The sequence below is a fragment of the Rhodoblastus acidophilus genome (assembly GCF_009720655.1).
Taxonomy (GTDB): Bacteria; Pseudomonadota; Alphaproteobacteria; order Rhizobiales; family Beijerinckiaceae; genus Rhodoblastus; species Rhodoblastus acidophilus_A.
Map to the genome: position 1 here is coordinate 183,397 of NZ_WNKS01000004.1, position 16,371 is coordinate 199,767.

Here is a 16,371-nt window from a genome sequence, read left to right on the forward strand (position 1 = left end):
TAACGCCTCACAAGCGGGGGGACGCTCACACTTTGGTCCATCACCACCGTGACTTGCCCGTCACGGACATTCCTTGTGCACTTTGTCCAGCGCCTGGGCGAGTCCGGTCAGCACATAAGTGTCGGTGGTGGTCTTTCCCTTGACCGAATCCGCCGTGACCACCAGTTTCGAGCCCTTCTTCAAGGCGGCGATGAACTGGTTTTCCTCCGCCGGATTCTTGACCCAGGCGTTGGCGCCCTTGGCGAGCAGGCCGAACGTGTTCGATCCGATTTCCGCGCTCGCCTCCGAGCCGTCCTTCATCGGAAAGCCCATGATGATGGCGATCTCGTTCTTGACGTTTTCCGCCGGGCGGGTGGAGATGAAGATATAGGCGGCGTCGCGGCTCGCGGTCTTGGGCTCGCGGCTTTTCGGCTTGGCCAGGGCGTAGCAGGTCTTTGGCTTGCCCTGGGTCTGATAGGCGCCCCACTCGCCGAAAATGCCCAGTTTCAGCGTCTTGCCGGCGTCCTTGGAGTCGGCCTTCTTCTCGTCCTTGCCCTTGCCCTTCGCGTCCTTGTGCTTTGCGTCCTTGCCCTTGGGCTTCTCGTCGTCCGCCGGCTCCTCGGCCGCGGGTTTTTTCGGCTTCGCGTGCGAGACCATGGGGGCCGCGCAGACCGAGCCGGCGAGCAATCCGATCATGAGCATGCGGGCGTGACGATTAAAGGACATCATGAGCAGCCGTGGAAAGTTCGGTTGAAGCGAATCAGGTGCGCGGGATCATAGCGCCAATTTCATTTTCGGCGAGAGCGCGCGGCCCCGCTTGATTATGACGCCAACTTGGCGGAAATCGGACATCCCCCAAGAAACGGATTTTTGGCATGATCGCCGCACTGTGTGAATCTTACGGGCCGCCGGAAAACCTGACCTTTCGCGAATTGCCCGATCCCGTTCCGGGGCCGGGCGAGGTGTTGGTCGCCCCGTCGCGGGTCGCGTTGAACTTTTTCGACACGCTGATCATCGCCAACAAATATCAGCTCAAACCGGCTCTGCCGTTCTCGCCGGGCGGGGAGTTTTGCGGATGGGTGGTCGCGCTCGGAGAGGGCGTGTCCGGCGTCGCGCCGGGCCAGCGTGTGGCCGGTTATTGCTCCTATGGCGCGGCGCGGTCGCGTCTTGTCGTTCCCGCCGACAGTCTGACGCCCGTGCCGGACAGCTTGGACGACGACCACGCCGCAGGGCTGTTCATCACCTATGGAACAACCCTTTACGCCCTCAGGCAACGCGCGCAGCTGCGGGAGGGGGAGACCCTTGCCGTGCTCGGCGCGTCCGGCGGCGTGGGCCTGACCGCGGTCGAAATCGGGCGGGCGATGGGCGCGCATGTCATCGCCTGCGCCTCTTCCTCGGAAAAACTCGATTTTGCCCGCACCTTCGGGGCGCAACAGGGGATTGACTACGCCGCCGAGGATTTGAAGGAGGCGCTGAAGCGCGCCACCGACGGGCGTGGCGTCGATTGCGTCTATGACGCCATTGGCGGCGATTTCAGCGAAAAGGCGTTGCGCGCCATGGCCTGGAACGGACGGTTTCTCGTCGTCGGCTTCGCCGCGGGCGAAATCCCGAAAATCCCGCTCAACCTCACCCTTCTCAAGGGGTGTTCAATCATCGGCGTCTATTGGGGCGAGTTCGTCAAGCGTGAGCCGGCGGCCCATCGCCAAAACATGGCGCAGATTTTCGACTGGGCGGCGCGGAAAAAAATTTCGGCCCATGTCCATGCGGTGTTGCCGCTGGAACGGATCGCCGAGGCGCTGAACATGCTCAAGGAACGCAAGGCGCAGGGCAAGATCGTGCTGGCCGTGCCGCAACGGTCTGGCGAAACCACGGGTTCACGCATAGATTGAGGTTCGGCGTTCCGAATTGAGGATGCGAGCATGCGCTTTAAAAATCTTGTCGCCGTCGCTGTCATCGGCCTCAGCCTGTCCGGCTGCGGCTACAACACCATCCCCACAGCCGAGGAAGACGCCAAGGCGCGGTGGGCCGACGTCCAGAACCAGTACCAGCGCCGCGCCGATCTCATTCCCAATCTCGTCTCGACGGTGCAGGGCTACGCCAAGCAGGAGAAGGACGTTCTTGTCGGGGTGACGGAAGCCCGCGCCAAGGCGACGCAAGTGCATGTGGACGCCTCCCAATTGACCGATCCGGACAAGCTCAAGCAATTCCAGGACGCCCAGGCGGCGCTCAGCGGCGCCCTGGGTCGGTTGCTTGCGGTTTCGGAAAACTATCCGGACCTGAAGTCCAACCAGAATTTCATGGCGCTGCAGTCGCAGCTTGAAGGAACGGAAAACCGCATCGCCGTCGCGCGCCGCGACTACATCGCCGCCGTGCGCAACTACAATCTCACGCTCGAAACGTTTCCGACGCTGCTGTGGGCGAACACATTGTTTCGCGGCAAGAAGCCGATGGCGGCGTTTACGGCCTCGGACGGCGCGCAATCGGCCCCGCAAGTGAAATTCTGATTTTTGGGGAGGCTTGCCCATGCCCAGGGCGGTCCGGACGCTTCATGTCTGGGTGATTGCGCTTGTCGTGCTGCTGGCGCTGGGCTCGCTCTCCAGGGCTCAGGACATAAAATTTCCGGAGCTGACCGGGCGCGTCGTCGATCAGGCGCATGTGCTTGGCCCCGACACACGGCAGGCGCTCGAGACAAAACTCGCCGATCTCGAACAAAAATCGAGCATCCAGCTCGCGGTCGCCACCGTGGACTCGCTCCAGGACCGCGACATCGAAACCTTTGCGAACCTGTTGTTCCGCAAATGGGGGCTGGGCGACAAGAAGACGAACAATGGTGTGCTGCTTCTCGTCGCGCCCAAGGAAAGAAAGGTGCGCATCGAGGTTGGCTATGGCCTCGAAGGTGTTTTGACCGACGCCCTTTCAAAACTGATCATCGTCAACGGCATCGCGCCCCGGTTCAAAAAGGGGGATTTTGACGGCGGCGTCACGCGCGGCGTCGACGACATCATCGCGATCCTGACCACCGACACCAGCGAATGGCAGAAAAAGCCGGATCTGCGGCAGAACGCCCCCGAAGACCTGTTCGTCGTGCTCTTGCCGCTGGTGATTTTTCTCGTTGTGTTCATCATCGTGTGGCGCATCCACCGCCGCGGCGGCGGCGGGCCGTTCATCTATATTGGTTCGGGCGGCTCCAGCGGCGGCGGGTGGAGTTCGTCGGGCGGGAGCGATTTCGGCGGGTTTTCCGGCGGCGGCGGTTCGTCCGGCGGCGGCGGCGCTTCGGGAGACTGGTGATGAGAGCAGCCGATGAAGCGCGGATCGTCGCGGCGGTGCAAAGGGCCGAGGCGCGGACCAGCGGCCAGATCGTCTGCGTGCTGGCGAAAAAATCCTGCGACACCCGGGGCGCAGCGGCGCTCTACGCCGGCGTTCTCGCCTGCCTCGCGCCTTGGCCGCTGCTGATTTTTACAGACTGGTCGGCGCAGGTGATTTTCGTCAGCCAGCTCGCAATCTTTGTCTGCGCGCTGGCTTTGTTGGCGGTGACGCCCCTCGGCGTAGCCCTGGTTCCCCGCGCCGAAAAACGCCGGCAGGCTTTTCGCGCCGCGACCGAACAGTTTTTTGCAAGAGGCGTCGGGCGGACGGAGAGCCGTGCGGGCGTGCTGATTTTTGTGTCGCTCGCCGAGCGTTACGCGCGCATTCTTCCGGACGAGGGTTTGGCGCAGAAAATTTCGGAAGACGAATGGCGCGAGGTGGTCGCGCTGCTCACGGAGCGCCTGCGCGCCGGACAGGCGACGGAGGCTTTTGTGGCGGCGATCGACCGCTGCGGCGCGCTGCTCGAACGCGCCGCGCCCGGCGACGGCGGCGACAATGAGTTACCGGACGGACTGGTGCAACTGGATGATTGACGCCCGCCGCTTGCCGGGCGGACGGCAAAGATCGGCGGGAAGCCGGCCAACGTCGATTGAAGAACCTGCGTTTCGCATTCAGATGCGGCAAAACTAACCTTCCCGAGGCTCCGGAGGTTCGCGTTAACTTTTATTCTTCGCGCCGGATTCACTTTTGGACGTTACCTCTGTGTCGTAATCGGCCACTATGCTGTCGCCTCCCCAGCGCTTCATGTCAGAAGCCTTTAGCGCCGCGTCTTGGGGCGCCCTAAGGTGTCCGAAGCATGAAACAACTCTGGCGGAAGCTGAACACTCTGTTCGCGGGCAATCGCCCGGCAGACCACGCCGCCGCCATCGAGGCGCTTTTCGTCACCGACATCGCCGGGATCGCGAAGGCCGATTTCCGCACGGGCAAGTTCACGCGCGTCAATTCGCGCTTGTGCAAGATGCTCGGCCGCAGCGAGAAGGAGCTTCTCACGCTCGGACCGCAAGACGTCCAGCATCCCGAGGACTCCAGCCGTATTATGCCGGATTTCATCAAAGCGATGATCGAGCACGGCCGCTGGGAGGGACAAGTCCGTCAAGTTCTGCCTGATGGCGGCATTGTTTGGGCGCTGATCAGCGCCACCGTCACCAGCCGCGACGAGAACGGGACGCCGCTGCGCAGCATCGGGATCATCATCGACATGACAGAGGCGCGCCGCGCAGACGAAGAGGCGCGCGAATACGCTGAAGCGCTGCGACTCGGCCAGATGGTGGGCCGGATCGGCACGGTGCGACGCGACCTCGTCAAGGGCGTCATTCACGTCGAACCCGCCATGCGGGAGATCATGGCTCTGCCCCAGGGCGATGGGCCAATTCCGACCACGGAATGGATGGAGCGCATTGTCGCCGAGGACAGGCGCCGGGTCGTTGAGCAAATGCGCGACGCCTATGAAAGCAACGCGCCCGAAATCAGCCTGGATTACCGCACGCGGTGTCCGCGCACGGGGCGGCTTCGCTACATCGAGTTGCGCGCCCGCTATCAGTTCGGCCCCGACGGCAAGGCCATCTCCTCGACGGGCGTAGCCATCGACGTGACCGAGCGGAGGGAGGTCGAGCAGCGCCTCGCCCATGCCGCGCATCATGATTCGCTGACCAACCTGCCCAACCGGACCCTGTTCCGCCTAAGGCTCGACGAGGCGCTCGCCCGCGCCCGGCGTGGAATCGGCTTCGCCTTGCTCTGCCTCGATCTCGACCGCTTCAAGGAGGTCAACGACACACTCGGCCATCCCATTGGCGACCGGCTGCTTGTCGCCGCCGCCGACAGACTCAAGGCGGAATTGCGCGAAACCGACACGCTGGCGCGGCTGGGCGGCGACGAATTCGCCATCATCCAGTCTTTCCTGCTGCAGCCGGAAGAGGCCGCCGCGCTGGCGCGCCGCCTGATTGAAACGCTGTCGCGGCCCTTCATCATCGACGAACAGCATGTCATCGTCGGCGTCAGCATCGGCATCGCCCTTGCGCCGCAGGACAGCGGCGACAGCGAAAGCTTGCTCAGCGCCGCCGACATGGCGCTCTATCGCGCCAAGTCGGACGGTCGCGGCATGTGGCGCTATTTCGAGCAGGCGATGAACCAGCGCATGCAGGAGCGCCGGGAACTCGAACTCGACCTGCGCCGGGCGCTGAGCGATGACCAACTCGAACTTTTCTACCAGCCTATCGTGGACGTGGCCTCGCGGCGGGTGAAAAGTTTTGAGGCGCTGCTGCGCTGGCGTCATCCCCAGCGCGGCCTGCTGTCGCCCGACCTGTTCATTCCGCTCGCAGAGGAGATCGGTCTCATCGCGCCATTGGGCGAGTGGGTGCTTCGCCAGGCTTGCGCGGATGCGGTGCGCTGGCCCGAAGAGATTGGCGTCGCTGTGAATTTCTCGCCGGTGCAGTTCCAATCGCGCTCCCTGGTGAAGCAGATCGCGTCGGCCCTGCGCAAATCCGGCCTCCTCCCCCGGCGTTTCGAGGTGGAAATCACGGAAAGCGTCCTGATCAAGGACAAGGATGCGACACTCGCCACCCTGGGCGCCATAAAAGCCCTGGGCGTGCGCATCGCCATGGACGATTTTGGCACGGGCTATTCCTCGCTGAGCTATCTCCAGACCTTCCCCTTCGACAAGGTGAAGATCGACCGCAGCTTCACCTGCAATCTCGACCAGTCGCGCAAGAGCAACGCGATCGTGAAGGCGGTGGTCAGTCTCTGCGACGGCCTGGACATGGCTGTGCTCGCGGAAGGCGTGGAAACGGAGGCTCAGTTGGAGGCGCTGCGGCGAGAGGGCTGCAGCCAGGCGCAGGGGTTTCTGTTCAGCCGCCCCGTCGCCGCGCGCGAACTGCCGGCGCTGCTGCAAAAGCTCCAGGAGAGCCCGGCCCTCACGATCGCCGCAGAGTGAATCTTGCCGGCGAAGGCGGCCTGGGATCGCTTCGGCCTTTCCTTCAAACGGCGGCCTCACCGCCCGGCGCGCAAGGACTCCAGCACCTTCTGCCCGGCCCGGCTGTCCGGTTTCATGCCCACGCTGGCTTTATAAGCTTTGACGGCTTCGCGGGTCTTGGTCCCCATCACGCCGTCGTGCTTGCCGCCGACATCGTAGCCGCGCTGTTCGAGCCGCGCCTGAACCTCGCGGCGTTCGGCGCGCGTCAGGCCGGGGTCGTCGGTTGGCCACGCGGTTTGGATGCCCGGCTTGCCCTTCAGCCTGTCGGACAGCAGGGCGATGGCCAGCGCGTAGGACTCGGCGGCGTTGTAGGAATAGAAGGCGTCGAAATTGCGCGACACCAGGAAGGCGGGGCCATTCGCCCCGGCCGGCAGCAGCAGACCGTAGGCGCCCGAACCCGAGAGCGGTGAGCCGTCGATATGGGTCAGGCCGCGCTTCGCCCAGGCGGCGAGGGGTTGCTTGCCGCCGCGACCGGACGGTCCCTTGTAGTTTTGGGGCAGCGCGACCTCAAAACCCCAGGGCAGGCCGGTCACCCAGCCGGAGGACCTCAAAAAGTTGGCGGTGGAGCCGAGCGCGTCGGCGACCGATTCAACGACGTCGCGGCGTCCGTCGCCGTCCATGTCGACGGCGAGACGCAAAAAGGTCGAAGGCATGAACTGGGTGTTGCCGAAGGCGCCGGCCCAGGAGCCGGTAAACTCGTCAAGTTTCACGTCGCCGTGGTCGACGATCTTCAGCGCCGCCATCAGCTCGCCGCGAAAATAATCGTTGCGGCGGCTGCCCAGACAAGCGAGCGAGGCCAGCGACTGGATCACCGGCCGTGTGCCAAAATTCTGGCCGAAATTCGATTCGACGCCCCAGACCGCCACCACCGCAGCGGCGTCGACGCCGAATCGCTGCTGCGCGGCGAGCGCCGCTTGCTTGTATTTGGCGAAGGCGGCTTGGCCGTCGCGCACCCGCTCCTCGTCGACGAGGCCGGCGATATAATCCCAGATCGGGGTCGAAAATTCCGGCTGCGCCCCCAAAAAGGTCGGGGCGTCATTGGGTTCGAGGTCGTCGAGGGCGCGAGCCAGGGTCGCGGCCGAGACCCCGTTGGCGGCGGCTTCGGCCTTGAGGCGCGCCTTGCAGGAGTCGAAATCGGCGCGCGCGGACACGCCGAAGGCGAGAAGGGCGGCAAGAGAAAGGCTCAGGACTTTCATGCCCTGAGCCTAGCGCGATTTTACCAATCGATCATTAACCTTGTCAGATCCAGGGGCGCTCCTGAGCGATTTTCGCTTCGAAATCGCCAATCCTGGACGCCTTGACGAGCGTCAGGCCGATGTCGTCGAGCCCCTCCAGCAGGCAATGTTTCCTGTGCGGGTCGATGTCGAACTTGACCACGCCGCCGTCGGGGCCGCGCACTTCCTGGGCCGCGAGGTCGATGGTCAGGGTGGCGTTGGAGCCACGCTGGGCGTCGTCCATGAGCTTCGCGAGGTCTTCCTTCGACACCTTGATCGGCAAGATGCCGTTCTTGAAACAGTTGTTGTAGAAAATATCCGCGAAGCTCGTCGAGATGATCGCGCGAATGCCAAAATCGAGCAGCGCCCAGGGCGCATGTTCGCGCGAGGAGCCGCAACCGAAATTGTCCTCGGCGACGACAATTTGCGCCTTGCGATAGGCCGGTTGATTCAGGACGAAATCGGGATTTTCCGAGCCATCTTCCTTGTAGCGCATTTCCGAAAACAACCCCTTGCCGAGCCCGGTGCGGGCGATCGTCTTGAGGTATTGTTTCGGGATGATCATGTCGGTGTCGATGTTGGTGATCGGCAGAGGCGCGGCGACGCCCGTCAATACCGTGAACTTGTCCATTGTCTTGCTCGCTTTGTTGAATCAGTCGGCTTCGCGCTCGATTTTTTCCATATCGTCGTCGGATAGGCCGAAATGGTGGCCGATCTCATGGATGAGGACGTGCCGGATCAGGTCGCCCAGAAGCTCCTCGCTGTCGGCCCAGGCGTCGAGGATCGGGCGGCGGTAGAGATAGACCGTGTTGGGGAATTGCCCGGTCTGCACCTCATCGCCCTGGGCGAGTCCGCGCCCACGAAACAGTCCCAAAAGTTCGAATTCGCTTTCGCAGCCCATTTCGTCGAGCGTTTCCTCGTCGGGAAAATCCTCGATCTGGATGAGAAGGCCGTTGCAGTAGCGCAGGAAGCGTTTGGGCAGGCGCAGGAACGCCGCCTCGGCCAATATTTCGAAATCGGCGAGCGACGGCGCTTTTCGCAACGCCCAATCGACCGTGGGAGGGTTGATGCTGCCCATCAGCGCTTCACTGTCAGCGTGATCTGCGGCGGCTTTGCCAGGGTCTGAAAGACCACGCAATAGCGTTCCGTCAGCTTGGTCAGCGCGTCGATGCGCTCCTGCGGTTCGTCCGTGTCGAGATCGAAGAACAGCCGGATGGCGACAAAGCCGACCGGCGCGTCCTTGGCGACGCCGAGCGTGCCGCGAAAATCCAGATCGCCTTCGGCGCGCACGGCGCCGCCGTTGAGCTTGAAGTCCAGCGCCGTCGCCACCGCTTTGAGGGTGACGCCTGCGCAGGCGACCAGGGCTTCAAGAAGCATGTCGCCGGAACAGGCTTGCAGGCCCGTTCCGCCGGTGGCCGGATGGAGGCCGGCTTCGATCAAGGCGCGCGAGGTCGAGACCTTGCACGCCAGTCCCTCGCCGGACACGTCGCCCTGCGCGTGAAGCGTCACCAAAGCGGATTGGGTGTCCGCCTTGTATTTCTCCTTCAGGGGCGCCTGAAGGGCGCGCAGGTGTTCAGCGTCCATTCGATCCTCTTACTTGAATGCGCGCACGTCGACAAAATGGCCGGCGATGGCCGCCGCCGCCGCCATGGCCGGCGACACCAGATGCGTGCGGCCCTTGAAACCCTGGCGGCCCTCGAAATTGCGGTTCGAGGTCGAGGCGCAGCGCTCGCCGGGGGCGAGACGGTCGGGGTTCATCGCCAGACACATGGAGCAGCCGGGCTCACGCCATTCAAAACCGGCGGCGACGAAAATCTTGTCGAGGCCCTCGGCTTCCGCCTGTTCCTTGACCAGACCGGAGCCGGGCACGACCATGGCGTTGACATGCGCCGCCACCTTTTTGCCTTCCGCGATCTTGGCCGCCTCGCGCAAATCCTCGATGCGGCCGTTGGTGCAGGAGCCGATGAAGACGCGGTCGATCTTGATGTCTACAGGCTTTTCCCCGCCCTTCAGGCCCATATATTCGAGGGCGCGGGCGATTTTGGCGCGCTGCGCCTCGGTCTTGGCGCTGTCGACCGTCGGCACGACGCCGTCGATGGTGACGACGTCCTCGGGGCTGGTGCCCCAGGTCAGGACCGGCGGCAGGTTGCCGGCGTCGAGTTCGACCACGGCGTCGTAGTGCGCCCCCGGATCGGATTTGAACTGGCTCCAATAGGCGACCGCGCGCTCAAAAGCTTCGCCCTTGGGCGCCTTGGGGCGATCCTTCAGGTACGCAAACGTCTTTTCGTCCGGCGCGATCAGGCCGGCGCGGGCGCCGCCTTCGATCGACATGTTGCAGACGGTCATGCGGCCTTCCATCGAGAGGTTTTCGATGGCCTCGCCGGCATATTCGATGACATAGCCGGTGCCGCCGGCGGTGCCGATCTTGCCGATGATCGCCAGCACGATGTCTTTCGCCGTGACGCCCTCGCCGAGCTGGCCATTGACCTTGACCAGCATGTTCTTGGCCTTGGCTTGGATCAGGGTTTGGGTGGCCAGCACATGCTCGACTTCCGAGGTGCCGATGCCATGCGCCAGCGCGCCGAAGGCCCCGTGAGTCGAGGTGTGGCTATCGCCGCAGACGATGGTGGCGCCGGGAAGTGTAAAACCCTGTTCGGGGCCGACGATGTGGACGACGCCCTGGCGGCGGTCGTGCTCGTTAAAATATTCGACGCCGAAGTCGGCCGCATTGATGGCGAGTTGTTCGACCTGCGCCTTGGATTCCGGGTCTTCGATGGGTTTGCTGCGGTCGGTGGTGGGAACGTTGTGATCGACCACGGCGAGGGTTTTACCCGGCGCGTGCACCTTGCGGCCGGCCATGCGCAGGCCTTCAAAAGCTTGCGGGCTGGTGACTTCGTGGATCAGGTGGCGATCGATGTAGAGCAGGGCCGTGCCGTCAGGCTGGATGTCCACGACATGGTCGTCCCAGATCTTGTCATACAGAGTGCGCGGCTTGCCGGTGGTCATTTTCATCATCCCTTTCGTGGCGGTTGTGTGCCGCCCGAATGCGCTGAAATTATGTGGCGCGTTCCGTCGCGATACGCAACGCGCGGTTCATGGCGAACGCAAAAGGCTGGCGCAGCGGCCAGCCTTCGCAAAAAGTCGAGTTTTCTGCTCCCCGGCGGGGATTACTCGCCCTTGGCGGCCTTGGCCTTCTTGGTGTCGGTGCGTTCGGCGATGCGGGCCGACTTGCCGCGACGGTCGCGGAGGTAATAGAGCTTGGCGCGGCGCACCTTGCCGCGACGGACCACCTTGATCGAGTCGATCAGCGGACCATAGACCGGGAACACGCGCTCCACGCCTTCGCCGTAGGAAATTTTCCGCACGGTGAAGCTTTCGTTGAGGCCGCCGCCGTTGCGGGCGATCACGACGCCTTCATAGGCCTGCACGCGGGCGCGGTCGCCTTCCTTGACCTTCACGTTGACGATCACGGTATCGCCGGGACCGAATTCGGGAATGGTCTTGTTCTGCGAAAGCTTGGCGATCTGCTCGGCTTCGAGCTGCTTGATAAGGTCCATGTCAGTTCTCCGTTTCGCCTTGCGGCGAGCGTTTTCGGAACGCTGTTGTGAATTGGCGCCCGCTTGGGCGGGCGCTTGCGGCTTTGCGGCCGGAGGCGGTCCCTTACAGGGTTCTCGCTTCCTTGTCGAGCCCTTAGGCGGCGACGAGACTCGCGAACAGGCCGCGCCCATCAATTCCGCCGACCAGCGGATCGATCAGGTTCTCGGGATGGGGCATCATGCCGAGCACATTGAGCTTCTCGGAATAGATCCCGGCGATGTCGTTGGTCGAGCCATTGGGGTTGGCCTCTCCGCCGACTTGCGCCTGCGCGTTGCAGTAGCGAAAAGCGACGCGGCCCTGGTCTTCCAGTTCGCGGATCGTTTCCTCATGCGCCTCGTAATTGCCCTCGCCATGGGCGATGGCGACATCGATGGCCTGATGCTTTTTGTAAACGCGGGTAAAAACCGTGTCGTTGCGCTCGACGCGCAAAAACTGGCGCTTGCAGACGAAGCGCAGGTCGCGGTTGCGCATCAGCACGCCCGGCAGAAGGCCGCTTTCGCAGAGGATTTGAAAGCCGTTGCAAATGCCCAGCACATAGCCGCCGCGCGCGGCATGGGCGCGCACGGCGTCCATGATTTTCGCGCGACCGGCGATGGCGCCGCAGCGCAGATAGTCGCCGTAGGAAAAACCGCCGGGCAGAACGACAAGATCGGTCCTGTCAGGCAGGGCATGATCGTCGTGCCAGACGATCTGTGTGTCGGCGCCCGCCTGCCGGAGGGCGCGCGCGGCGTCGCCCTCGCGGTTGGAGCCGGGAAAAAGCACGATCGCGGCCTTCATCGCTCGGTCCCAAAATTTAGAGGATGTCGACGCGGTAGTTTTCGACGACGGTGTTCGCCAAAAGCTTTTCGCTGGCGGCGGCCAGCGCCGCCTTGGCGGCCTCGGCGTCGTCGCCTTCGACCTCGATGTCGAACACTTTTCCCTGGCGCACAGAGGCGATGCCATCGATGCCCAGGGAGTGCAGCGCGCCTTCGATCGCCTTGCCCTGCGGGTCGAGCACGCCGGTCTTCAGGGTGACGGTCACACGGGCTTTCATTTGATCCTCACTGCACCAGTTTCGGACCGGTCGCGACCGGCTTCTCGTTTTCCTGCATGATGCCGAGGCGGCGAGCCACTTCGGCATAAGCCTCGACCAGACCGCCCATGTCGCGGCGGAACCGGTCCTTGTCGAGCTTGTCGTTCGACTTGATGTCCCAGAGGCGGCAGGAGTCGGGAGAAATCTCGTCGGCGACGACGATGCGCATCATGTCGCCTTCCCAGAGCCGGCCGCATTCCATCTTGAAGTCGACGAGGCGGATGCCGACGCCGAGGAACAGGCCAGTCAAGAAATCGTTGACACGGATGGCCAGCGCCATGATGTCGTCGATTTCCTGCGGGGTCGCCCAGCCAAAGGCGGTGATGTGCTCTTCCGACACCATGGGGTCGTTGAGCGCGTCATTCTTGTAGTAGAATTCGATGATCGAGCGCGGCAGCTGCGATCCCTCTTCGATGCCGAGCCGGGCGGAGAGCGAGCCAGCCGCGACATTGCGCACCACGACCTCGAGCGGCACGATTTCGACTTCGCGGATCAGCTGCTCGCGCATGTTGAGCCGGCGAATGAAATGCGTGGGCACGCCGATGTCGTTCAGGTTCTGGAAGATATATTCCGAGATCCGGTTGTTGAGCACGCCCTTGCCGTCGATCACTTCATGTTTCTTGGCATTGAAGGCGGTGGCGTCGTCCTTGAAATGCTGAACGAGGGTGCCGGGCTCCGGGCCTTCGTAAAGCACCTTGGCCTTGCCTTCGTATATGCGACGGCGGCGGTTCATGTGGTCAACCGATCACTTCGAGAAATCCAGGGAGGAACGCGCGCCTCCCGCGACAATGCGTCTGGCTCTCCGGAGCGCGCTGGTGCGGAATGGCTCAAGCGCGCGCTCACGGACCCCGAGACGCGTTTCGTACGGTTCCTAGCCCGTTCTGGGTCGCAGCACAACCGGATTCATCAATGGAACATACCTGGAGCTTGCGCGGTTCACGGCATGTTGGACGGAAGCGCTACTGGCCTAGCGGACGTCAAGTCGATATATAGAGGCGAAATCCAGCCTTGAAAATGGAAGGGAAAATTCATGTCCACGTTCGACAAGCGCGAAGACGCCTACGAGAACAAGTTCGCGCATGACGAAGAGCTTCAGTTCAAGGCTTTCGCGAAGGCTTACAAGCTGCTGGGCCTTTGGGCGGCGGAGAAGCTGGGCAAGAGCGGCGCGGCGGCGGAAGATTACGCCAAGGGGCTCGTCGCCGAGGGCGTGGTGAAGCATGACTCGAAGGCGATCATCGCGCAAATCCTCAAGGATTTCGTCGGCGCCGGCGTGGAGCAGTCGGAACACCAGATCACGCGCCATTTCGAGGAGTTCCACGCTCTGGCGCTCAACGAAATCAAGAACGGCTAAGGCTGCGCCGGCTAAGGTTTTCTTGAACACTTCCGAATAAAACAGGAGCATGTCGAAGCCGTTCGCCGCCCTCGCCTTTCCCCATGCCGACGCCGAACTGGCTGGCCTGGCGGGCGCGTGGCTTGGGCGGCTTTCCGGCGAGCGGCGGGTGTCGCCGCTCACGCTCGACGCCTACGCCCGGGACCTCAGACAATTTCTCGCCTTTGCCGCGCAACGGCGCGGAGAGACTGTCACGCTCGCCGCCCTGTCGGCGCTGAAACCGGCCGATATCAGGGCCTTCATGGCGCAGCGGCGCGAGCAGGGGGTCACGTCGCGCTCGCTGATGCGGCAACTCGCCGGCTTGCGATCCTTCGCGCGCCATCTGGGCCGCGAGGACATCGCGACCGTCGACGTCTTCTCAAAAGCTCGCTCGCCCAAACTGGCGCGGGTCTTGCCAAAAGCTCTGCCGGTGGACAAGGCGCGCGAACTCGCGTCGGGCGAAGCGGATGAGGCGCGGCCGGCCTGGATCGTCGCCCGCGACGCCGCCGTGCTCGCGCTGCTCTATGGCGCAGGCCTGCGCATTTCCGAGGCGCTTTCGATCCGCCGTCAAGACGCGCCGGTCGGCTCCGTCGACGCGCTCACCATCAAGGGCAAGGGGGGCAAGACGCGCGCCACGCCCGTGATCCAGCCGGTCCGCACGGCGGTCGAAACTTATTTGAACCTCTGCCCGCACCCGCTCGCGCCCGATGGCCCCCTGTTCGTGGGCGCGCGAGGTGGGCCTCTGTCTCCGCGCATCATCCAGTTGACGGTCGAGAGGCTGCGCGGCGCGCTTGGCCTTCCTGATTCGGCGACCCCCCACGCGCTCCGCCATTCCTTCGCCACCCATCTGCTCGGGCGCGGCGGCGACCTGCGTTCGATCCAGGAGCTTTTGGGGCACGCCAGCCTGTCCACCACGCAAATTTATACCGCCATCGACAAGGCGCGCCTGCTGGACGCCTATAAATCCGCCCACCCCCGCGCTTAGCCGTCATTGCTTCGCAATGACTAGATCCCCATGGCGTTGCGCGCGGCGGCGTCGGCCTTTTCCGCATAGCGCCGCGCCAAAAAGGTTTCGGTGACGGTTCCGACGGGTTCTCCGGTCTCGGGGGCGACGACCACGAGCAGATCGGCCTCCGCATTGTCGAACAGGGTCATCGCCGTCTTGGCGTTCATGTCCGGCGAGAGCACGATATCGGTGTGACGCGCGAGGTTTTTCGCCCAGCCCTCGCGGTCGCGGGAGTAGGCGTGCGCTTCCGCCGCGTTGACGAGGCCGGCATAGCGGCCGTCGCGATCGACCAGCGCGACAAATTGCTCGCCGCCGGGCGGAAAAAGCTCGCAGAAGGCGTCGAGGTCGATCCAGTCGGGCGCGGTGGGCGGCGCCGACCGCATCAGTTTTCCGATTTTCAGCTCCTCGATCCAGCCGATATCGTTTGCGCTGCGGATGCTCTCGCCGCGCAAATGCAGCCGCCAGGTCGAGAAGGAATAGCCGAAGGTGGCGCGCGCGATCAGATTGGCGGCAATGGTTGCGGCGATGATGGCGCTGGCGGCGGAAAAATCCGAAACGCCTTCGAGCACGAGGAACGCGAGGGTCAAGGGGCCGCCGACGATCACCGCCCCGAGCGTCGCCATGCCGGCGAGGATGCACAAAGTGGGGTCGGGCGCGAGCGCTGGCCACAGTTCCGCCAGGGCGAGCGCGTAAATCTTTCCCAGCAGCGCGCCCATCAGCAGGGAGGCGAAGAACAGGCCACCGCGAAAGCCGCTCGCCAGCGACGCCAGGCAGGCGACGAGCTTCATGCCCAGGAAAGCCAGGAGGATGGCGGCGGGAAAATTCGTCGCCACGTCCAGGGCGAGCGCGCCGTGGCCGGCGCCGAGAACTTGCGGAGTGAAGATCGCCAGCGACGCGACGATCACCGCGCCGATGACCGGCCGGAACAAGGGCGGGAGCTTTGTGGCTTCGAGCGCCTTTTCGCCAAGGCCAGCGGCCCGCATCGCCAAAATGCCCAGCGCCGAGGTCAGCGCCGCCAGTCCGATCAGCGCGACATACGAACTCCAGGTCAGGGCCTGGAGCGCAGGCGCCTCGATCTGGTACGGCGCGGTGGCGATCAGCTTTGTCGTGAGCGTTCCCGCAATGGCGGCGGTGAAAATCGGCGCCGCGCCGGAAATGGAATAGGCGCCGAGCACGACCTCGAAAGCGTAGAACGCGCCCGTCAGGGGCGCGTTGAACGCGCCGGCTATGGCCGCGCCCGCGCCGGCGCCGACCAGCAGGCGCAGGTCATTGCGCCGCAGTCGCAATTTCTGCCCAAGCGCCGAGCCAAAGGCCGCGCCGATTTGGGCATAGCCGGCCTCCAGCCCGACAGAGGCGCCGGCGGAATTGGAAATGAGGGTTTGCAGGGAGACGACAACGCTGTCGCGAAACGACATGCGGCCGCCGCGCAGGGCGTTGGCCTCCACGGGATCGACGGCGGCGCGGATTTTTTTCTTGCGGCGTCGCGCCTCCATGGCGCCGAGGATCAAGCCGGCGACGATCAGCGACGAAAACGCCGCCCAAGGCGACACTTTGGCGGCGGCGCTGAGGCGCACGTCGAAGGGCAGATTGTAGATTTTTTCATGAAAGAAGATCGCCGTCTCAGTCATCGCGGTGACGCAGAGCGCGGCGAGACAGCCGATCAGCGCGGCGACCGCGACCAGCGCGAATTCATTGGCGCGCAGCGACGAGCGCAAGCGCCCGAGCATCCGCGCGAGCGCCGGAAGCCTTGGGGCGTCAGCGGATTCGGTGGATTCAGGCGACGACACATCCGCAAAATGGACC

18 protein-coding genes are annotated in these 16,371 nt (G+C 63.9%); 7 read left to right on the plus strand and 11 right to left on the minus strand.

What is annotated here, in order from left to right; all coding sequences use genetic code 11:
• Positions 1-60: 60 nt before the first annotated feature.
• Positions 61-705: an invasion associated locus B family protein gene (locus GJ654_RS07120; RefSeq protein ID WP_155445438.1), complete on the minus strand. Its 645-nt coding sequence runs from the start codon at positions 703-705 to the stop codon at positions 61-63.
• 149 nt (positions 706-854) lie between these two features.
• Between GJ654_RS07120 and GJ654_RS07125 the strand changes: the two genes are divergently transcribed.
• The 5 genes from GJ654_RS07125 (at position 855) to GJ654_RS07145 (ending at position 6,271) form a co-directional block, all read left to right on the plus strand.
• Entirely contained in the window at positions 855-1,868 is a 1,014-nt protein-coding gene (locus tag GJ654_RS07125; RefSeq protein ID WP_155445439.1) for an NADPH:quinone oxidoreductase family protein, read from the plus strand.
• A 30-nt stretch (positions 1,869-1,898) separates the two neighbouring features.
• A complete protein-coding gene (locus GJ654_RS07130) occupies positions 1,899-2,483 on the plus strand; it encodes a LemA family protein (RefSeq protein WP_155445440.1) in 585 nt (194 codons plus the stop codon).
• A gap of 19 nt (positions 2,484-2,502) precedes the next feature.
• Positions 2,503-3,267, plus strand: coding sequence for a TPM domain-containing protein (locus GJ654_RS07135; protein WP_155445441.1), 765 nt, complete (start codon positions 2,503-2,505; stop codon positions 3,265-3,267).
• Positions 3,267-3,875 (plus strand): TPM domain-containing protein, encoded by a 609-nt coding sequence (locus GJ654_RS07140; RefSeq protein ID WP_155445442.1) that lies wholly within the window; start codon positions 3,267-3,269, stop codon positions 3,873-3,875. Before GJ654_RS07135 ends, GJ654_RS07140 begins: the two co-directional genes overlap by 1 nt.
• 263 nt (positions 3,876-4,138) lie before the next feature.
• Entirely contained in the window at positions 4,139-6,271 is a 2,133-nt protein-coding gene (locus GJ654_RS07145; protein WP_155445443.1) for a sensor domain-containing protein, read from the plus strand.
• A 56-nt stretch (positions 6,272-6,327) separates the two neighbouring features.
• Here GJ654_RS07145 and GJ654_RS07150 read toward each other — a convergent pair whose 3' ends face one another.
• The 9 genes from GJ654_RS07150 to purC form a co-directional block, all read right to left on the minus strand.
• Positions 6,328-7,506 (minus strand): lytic murein transglycosylase, encoded by a 1,179-nt coding sequence (locus tag GJ654_RS07150; protein WP_155445444.1) that lies wholly within the window; start codon positions 7,504-7,506, stop codon positions 6,328-6,330.
• A 43-nt stretch (positions 7,507-7,549) separates the two neighbouring features.
• Positions 7,550-8,155: a 3-isopropylmalate dehydratase small subunit gene (gene leuD / locus GJ654_RS07155; protein ID WP_155445445.1), complete on the minus strand. Its 606-nt coding sequence runs from the start codon at positions 8,153-8,155 to the stop codon at positions 7,550-7,552.
• 21 nt (positions 8,156-8,176) lie between these two features.
• Positions 8,177-8,602: a metallopeptidase family protein gene (locus tag GJ654_RS07160; RefSeq protein ID WP_155445446.1), complete on the minus strand. Its 426-nt coding sequence runs from the start codon at positions 8,600-8,602 to the stop codon at positions 8,177-8,179.
• Positions 8,602-9,108: an OsmC family protein gene (locus GJ654_RS07165; RefSeq protein ID WP_155445447.1), complete on the minus strand. Its 507-nt coding sequence runs from the start codon at positions 9,106-9,108 to the stop codon at positions 8,602-8,604. Before GJ654_RS07165 ends, GJ654_RS07160 begins: the two co-directional genes overlap by 1 nt.
• A gap of 9 nt (positions 9,109-9,117) precedes the next feature.
• Entirely contained in the window at positions 9,118-10,530 is a 1,413-nt protein-coding gene (leuC, locus tag GJ654_RS07170) for a 3-isopropylmalate dehydratase large subunit (RefSeq protein ID WP_155445539.1), read from the minus strand.
• Between the two features lie 161 nt (positions 10,531-10,691).
• Positions 10,692-11,081 carry a 50S ribosomal protein L19 gene (rplS, locus tag GJ654_RS07175; RefSeq protein ID WP_155445448.1) on the minus strand — a complete coding sequence of 130 codons (390 nt, stop codon included), beginning with the start codon at positions 11,079-11,081 and terminating at the stop codon, positions 10,692-10,694.
• A gap of 133 nt (positions 11,082-11,214) precedes the next feature.
• Positions 11,215-11,898 carry a phosphoribosylformylglycinamidine synthase subunit PurQ gene (purQ, locus tag GJ654_RS07180; RefSeq protein ID WP_155445449.1) on the minus strand — a complete coding sequence of 228 codons (684 nt, stop codon included), beginning with the start codon at positions 11,896-11,898 and terminating at the stop codon, positions 11,215-11,217.
• A 16-nt stretch (positions 11,899-11,914) separates the two neighbouring features.
• Positions 11,915-12,154: a phosphoribosylformylglycinamidine synthase subunit PurS gene (purS, locus tag GJ654_RS07185; RefSeq protein WP_155445450.1), complete on the minus strand. Its 240-nt coding sequence runs from the start codon at positions 12,152-12,154 to the stop codon at positions 11,915-11,917.
• Positions 12,155-12,161: 7 nt separating this feature from the next.
• Positions 12,162-12,926, minus strand: a complete 765-nt coding sequence (gene purC, locus GJ654_RS07190) for a phosphoribosylaminoimidazolesuccinocarboxamide synthase (RefSeq protein WP_155445451.1) — start codon at positions 12,924-12,926, stop codon at positions 12,162-12,164.
• A 297-nt stretch (positions 12,927-13,223) separates the two neighbouring features.
• Here purC and GJ654_RS07195 point away from each other — a divergent pair, with 297 nt between their 5' ends.
• Positions 13,224-13,544: a DUF1476 domain-containing protein gene (locus tag GJ654_RS07195; RefSeq protein ID WP_155445452.1), complete on the plus strand. Its 321-nt coding sequence runs from the start codon at positions 13,224-13,226 to the stop codon at positions 13,542-13,544.
• Between the two features lie 49 nt (positions 13,545-13,593).
• A complete protein-coding gene (locus GJ654_RS07200; protein WP_155445453.1) occupies positions 13,594-14,547 on the plus strand; it encodes a tyrosine recombinase XerC in 954 nt (317 codons plus the stop codon).
• 20 nt (positions 14,548-14,567) lie between these two features.
• Here the strand turns inward: GJ654_RS07200 and GJ654_RS07205 are convergent, their stop codons facing one another.
• A complete protein-coding gene (locus tag GJ654_RS07205; RefSeq protein ID WP_155445454.1) occupies positions 14,568-16,295 on the minus strand; it encodes a chloride channel protein in 1,728 nt (575 codons plus the stop codon).
• Positions 16,296-16,371 lie beyond the last annotated feature (76 nt).

Coding starts and splice junctions, on each gene's coding strand:
- GJ654_RS07125 (WP_155445439.1), top strand. CDS start 855: ATGATCGCCGCACTGTGTGAATCTTACGGGCCGCCGGAAAACCTGACC.
- GJ654_RS07140 (WP_155445442.1), top strand. CDS start 3,267: ATGAGAGCAGCCGATGAAGCGCGGATCGTCGCGGCGGTGCAAAGGGCC.
- GJ654_RS07165 (WP_155445447.1), bottom strand. CDS start 9,108: ATGGACGCTGAACACCTGCGCGCCCTTCAGGCGCCCCTGAAGGAGAAA.
- GJ654_RS07195 (WP_155445452.1), top strand. CDS start 13,224: ATGTCCACGTTCGACAAGCGCGAAGACGCCTACGAGAACAAGTTCGCG.
- purC (WP_155445451.1), bottom strand. CDS start 12,926: ATGAACCGCCGCCGTCGCATATACGAAGGCAAGGCCAAGGTGCTTTAC.
- GJ654_RS07135 (WP_155445441.1), top strand. CDS start 2,503: ATGCCCAGGGCGGTCCGGACGCTTCATGTCTGGGTGATTGCGCTTGTC.
- purQ (WP_155445449.1), bottom strand. CDS start 11,898: ATGAAGGCCGCGATCGTGCTTTTTCCCGGCTCCAACCGCGAGGGCGAC.
- GJ654_RS07160 (WP_155445446.1), bottom strand. CDS start 8,602: ATGGGCAGCATCAACCCTCCCACGGTCGATTGGGCGTTGCGAAAAGCG.
- GJ654_RS07145 (WP_155445443.1), top strand. CDS start 4,139: ATGAAACAACTCTGGCGGAAGCTGAACACTCTGTTCGCGGGCAATCGC.
- GJ654_RS07150 (WP_155445444.1), bottom strand. CDS start 7,506: ATGAAAGTCCTGAGCCTTTCTCTTGCCGCCCTTCTCGCCTTCGGCGTG.
- GJ654_RS07200 (WP_155445453.1), top strand. CDS start 13,594: ATGTCGAAGCCGTTCGCCGCCCTCGCCTTTCCCCATGCCGACGCCGAA.
- leuC (WP_155445539.1), bottom strand. CDS start 10,530: ATGACCACCGGCAAGCCGCGCACTCTGTATGACAAGATCTGGGACGAC.
- rplS (WP_155445448.1), bottom strand. CDS start 11,081: ATGGACCTTATCAAGCAGCTCGAAGCCGAGCAGATCGCCAAGCTTTCG.
- GJ654_RS07130 (WP_155445440.1), top strand. CDS start 1,899: ATGCGCTTTAAAAATCTTGTCGCCGTCGCTGTCATCGGCCTCAGCCTG.
- GJ654_RS07205 (WP_155445454.1), bottom strand. CDS start 16,295: ATGCTCGGGCGCTTGCGCTCGTCGCTGCGCGCCAATGAATTCGCGCTG.
- purS (WP_155445450.1), bottom strand. CDS start 12,154: ATGAAAGCCCGTGTGACCGTCACCCTGAAGACCGGCGTGCTCGACCCG.
- GJ654_RS07120 (WP_155445438.1), bottom strand. CDS start 705: ATGTCCTTTAATCGTCACGCCCGCATGCTCATGATCGGATTGCTCGCC.
- leuD (WP_155445445.1), bottom strand. CDS start 8,155: ATGGACAAGTTCACGGTATTGACGGGCGTCGCCGCGCCTCTGCCGATC.